The following is a 4,669-nucleotide window of genomic DNA, read 5'->3' as shown; positions in this document are numbered from 1 at the left end:
ATACCCCGTTGTGATTTGCATTTAGGCGATAGTCGGTTACAATAGTGACTATTGGTGGCTGGTTTATATCGAGTTGTGATTTGCATTTAGGCGATAGTCGGTTACAATTTGAACATTAAGATATCCTCCAACCGGTTGTGATTTGCATTTAGGCGATAGTCGGTTACAATTACCTTGTCTAAAATGCTTTAATACTGGGGTTTTATCATTTTTTCTAGTCAAAAAAATGATAATTGTTCCGGTGCTTTTTCAATAGGTTGACGTTTTTTTCCATAAAAAACTTCAATCCGACCAAATTGTTTATCAGTTATTTTGATGATTCGCACTTCGCCGTCTGCTGGAAGATGAATTTTCACACGGTTAATATGCACTTGTGCATTTTCTTCACTGCTGGAATGACGCATGTATACTGAATATTGCATCATAGTAAAACCCCCATTGAGTAAGAATTTACGAAAATAACGATAGTCTCTTTTCATCTCAACATCATCTGTCGGCAAATCAAATAAAACTATCACCCACATTGTTTGTAAACCTCCGAACATTATTTTTTTGGGTAAATTATTTTTTTGCTTTCTTTGGTGAAATTTCGTTTTAAATCTGCCATTAAATAATGCACAGACACCATTAACGGCATCTGTTTATTTTTAAATTTAACATTTTCACCAATTAAATCTAAAAAAGGCATTTTAACTTCTTTGGTGATACTGATATTTGCATTCTTTTGGTATAGTTGATAAGCAATACTATCCACCCAAGGACGAAACGGCTCCATCAAATCATCTGCTAAACACAAACCGTTATACTGATTATGGTGAAATAAACCAATGGCAGGATGCAGACCACTTGCCACAATACTTCTGGCAATCGTTGCCCGAATAATTGAATAACCATAATTAAGGACGGCATTAATACCATCTGCATTTTGATTGCGTACAAAATCTTTACCAAATAAGGCTTTCCAATAATATTGTGCAGCTAAAGCTTCGCAATTCGTTATATCACCTGATTTAACCTCCTTTGCTAATTTTTCTAAACGCATAAAAGATTTGTCAAACTGTTTGAGTGTGTTAGCCTGATTTGTGATTTTTTGCCGTATGACCTGCTTCCATAAATTTTTACGCACAGGTTCTGTGATGTTAATTTGTTGTTTAAGGATTTTTTGATGCAGATTGTTGCCCTCAGAAATTGGCAAAATAGTAGAATATGGCAAATGCCTTTCATCGCAAAAAATAACGGCTGTGTTATTCTCTTGGCATTCAATAATTAAAGGCTGAGTAATGGTGATGGCACTATGCTCTAAAATCAATACGCCAATATCTTCTATTGGGACTTGTGCGACCACTTCGTGTGCTTGTTCAATAATCAATTGTTTGTTTTTGAGGTGCAAATAACTTGGGTTTGACACCTCAATAATGCGTTTAATCATCGATTAAACCACCGATGGCATTAATTTTATATACAATCAGATTGTTTTCAATGACACCTTTTGCCATCAAAGGTAAGCATTGATTCTGGTCGTTAGTGGTTGACGCTATATTTAACCTGAGTGTAATGTCATACCCTCCCCCTAGTTTTTGCACTCGATAAAAAACCCGTTCGCCATTTCCTTTTTCTATACTAACAGTATCATTGATATGTAAAGCCATTAAAAATTTCCATTCATTACCATAATCAGTTTTTATTATTGGTTGTTTTGGCATATTGATACCTTTCACTCTATTCGATGCTTCCATCATGGTTACAAATTCTGCCTTAATTTTTCCAGTTTCGATGTTCTGAATAATTTCAGCATGATGATTGTTTCCATAACTCATATATTTAAAAACCTTGCCCGATTTATCTTTAACGCCAAATTTAGTTTGTTGCAAAATATCTTCTGCAGTGTTTTTTTTAGTAGTTTTTATTTTTGACTGCAAAACCCTTACCCGTTTAATAGGATTCTTACCCAATTTTAAGGTTTTTAAATTTTCCTCATTAAACGCCTCTTTGCTATTACCATAATTTTCAAGCTGCTCTAAAACCTTGGTTTTAACTTGCTCATCAATAATGCTCATCGCATTTTTAAGGGTAAATTCTGGGTTGAGTGTTTTACGATAAACCAGTCCGCCGTGCTTTGCAACATATCCAGCACCCGTTTCTTCATGTAAACCACCTGAGAGTTTTCGTTGTGGCGTATGTGAGACAATCACATGCTTTAATTTTTCTTCAAGTTCAGTGCGAATATCTGCGTAAGGTTCTGGGATTTTTAACTTGTTTTGTTTAATTTGATTGGCTGCTTGTTGATATAGACTTCTGGAGGTGCTGGCAATAACTACGGCATCAATCGCATGATGACAATGATTGGTGCGTTCTTTTTTATCGGTTTCACCAATGAGACTGTTAAACCCCCATTGATGGCGCATTTCACTCACAACAAAACCTTTGGTAACATTAACATCACAACCAAGTTGGCGTAAATACTCCTGTGCCAAACGAGAAATGTAACGGGTGTCAGTAAGTTGGGAAAAAATAAAATAGCGTTCTTTTAAATCCTTTTCTGTCATATAAAAACGATCTACTTTTGATTTTAAGAATTTCCACTGGCTAATAGCTTGCGTGATTTGATTCCATTTGTCATTATCGCCACCCCAAGCATCAATTGGGGTTCTGTCTGCCTTATTACGATTTTCCTTTTCAAAGCACAATACTTTATTCATATAACTGTCATCAAGCGATTTTTTAAATGGCAATATATGATCAATTTCACAGTCAGCTGAAAAAATTTGCCCCAATGCGATTACATTGCCACTATAAGCACACCGCTGATCTTGGTCTCTCCATAAACGATAACGAATTTTTTCATCATGTGATGGATATTTCTTACCCACCTCTTGTCTAAATACCTCGATCGCCTTTTCATTGGCTTTTTGATTTTTTCTTTGTCGCATTTCGTTTTCTTTGTAACGCTTGGTATTCATTTCCAAATCGCGTGCCATTTCTATCCGAACCACATCTGGCTTACCATATTGCTTAATAACTGCATTAACTACACGGCGTAACTCGTGCATGCCTTTGTTAACAATTGGGTTGGAGGTTTCTTGTGGTGCTGGTAATTTATCCAAACTTTCAGTTTTTTTATTTTCTACAATTTCTTCTTGGTAACCTGCGGCTTGTAAGGCGCCAAGTTCTCCTGTATCCACATCTTTTTTACTATAAACCAAACCCTGTTCTAAAAATGGCAATAACTTCTTAATAGCTTTAAGTGAAAGATTGGAGTGGCTTGGTTCAAACTCAATCAAACATAACTTAATAGCGGTTTGCTTATCAAAATCCCAATGAGTGATTAATCTTGCCTTAAGCGAAGATTTTTTCTTGATAGTAAATAAATCTTCAAATAATTGAGACTGTGCTTCGTCAGAATATTCATCCCAAGTATTGCCAATCACGCGGCGAATTTCGCAAGCAGTGATATTGCCTTTAAGATTTTTGGCTTCTAAATTTATTTTGGTAGGCTTATCTAAACCCAATTCTTTTTTTAGTGCAGTAATAGTGATTTTTGGATGATGTTCAAAATAGATTCTGAGTTTGTTTTTTTGTTCATCGCTTAATTTAAGCCATTGCTCACTATGGCGTTCAAAATATTCCAAATTATTGATATCTTGCAGGTATCTAAATTTCTGCACCTCTAACCTTGCGGTATTAGCACGATAATGTTTTGGCTCTAATGAGCATTTACCTACTCTGTCTTTTTTAAGTTTTAAAGGGCGTTGATAGAAAATAATTTTTTCTATTTCACTGATAAATTCATTTGGCAAATCAAAATATAATTGTTGTGTTACCCAAATTTTGTACAGTTCATCTTTATACATGGCTCTGTCAGTGCGCAAATGCCCACCATCGTGTGAGCGATTGCGTTTAACTTTCCCAACCTCAAGATTGAATAAATACTCACCTAAGGTTCTAGCATGATTGCCCTTAATCGCTTGATAAACCTCGGCAATATCTGCTTTAAATTGCCCCTCTTCGTCTTTGGTTTGTTTTCTATCAAGTGTTGATAAGTAAGTTTGTGTATCGGGGTCATCTACTAAATCACCTGCTACTTGTTTTTTACTGGATAAAAAACCTCGTCTTGCAACAAAATGCAATAAAACCCTGCCAAATTGATGAGGTTCTAATTGCTGGTCTAATCCTTTGGTTCGAAGCTCGTAGGGATCTCCCAATTCATTGAGTAATTTTTCTTGTCCAAAATTATTGCTTAATGCCTGGGGAAGTAAATCAAGAGAGATTAAATAATTGACCATTCTTTGCTTTCGCCTTGCTCGGCGTTGTAAAACTCTGCGCCCTAATCTCATATTTCGGCGTTTTTGATTTTTAGGTGTGGGTATTTTTTCTTCTACAGCTTTGTTGAAAATTCGCGAACCTAAATCTATAATCTGACTGACTTCTCCATCTGTTTCCCTCATCAAAGCCCAACCAATTGAGTTTGACCCTAAATCCAATCCTAGTATTTTTTTCATTTTCTTTTCTCCTTTCGTTTTAAGAGACCTTTGCATAAATAGAAACAATCATCAAAAACCCACTTTTCACCCACTTGGCGATTTTTTAAACCCAGCCTTAGCCCTGCTAGGACAAGGTTTAAAGAAATCACCAATTGGGCAAAAATTGGATTTTGCTAATCATCCCTATT

General features: G+C 35.7%; 3 protein-coding genes. All 3 read right to left on the bottom strand.

Annotated elements, in window-relative coordinates; translation table 11 throughout:
* Window positions 1-218: 218 nt before the first annotated feature.
* Genes cas2 through cas9 form a run of 3 tightly spaced genes read right to left on the bottom strand, consistent with a single transcriptional unit; the run spans window position 219 to window position 4,499 of the window.
* Window positions 219-545 carry a CRISPR-associated endonuclease Cas2 gene (cas2, locus tag BBROOKSOX_RS09025; RefSeq protein ID WP_257607831.1) on the bottom strand — a complete coding sequence of 109 codons (327 nt, stop codon included), beginning with the start codon at window positions 543-545 and terminating at the stop codon, window positions 219-221.
* The gene (gene cas1, locus BBROOKSOX_RS09020; protein ID WP_139661209.1) at window positions 545-1,429 is read right to left on the bottom strand and encodes a type II CRISPR-associated endonuclease Cas1; all 885 of its coding nucleotides are present in this window, start codon (window positions 1,427-1,429) and stop codon (window positions 545-547) included. Before cas1 ends, cas2 begins: the two co-directional genes overlap by 1 nt.
* A complete protein-coding gene (gene cas9, locus BBROOKSOX_RS09015; protein WP_180323948.1) occupies window positions 1,422-4,499 on the bottom strand; it encodes a type II CRISPR RNA-guided endonuclease Cas9 in 3,078 nt (1,025 codons plus the stop codon). The genes cas1 and cas9 overlap by 8 nt, the downstream gene beginning before the upstream one ends.
* Between the last annotated feature and the right edge of the window lie 170 nt (window positions 4,500-4,669).

This window comes from bacterium endosymbiont of Bathymodiolus sp. 5 South, from assembly GCF_900128535.1.
GTDB lineage: Bacteria > Pseudomonadota > Gammaproteobacteria > PS1 > Pseudothioglobaceae > Thiodubiliella.
The sequence above is the reverse complement of the archived record's forward strand: the minus strand, read 5'-3'. Positions and strand labels throughout refer to the sequence as shown.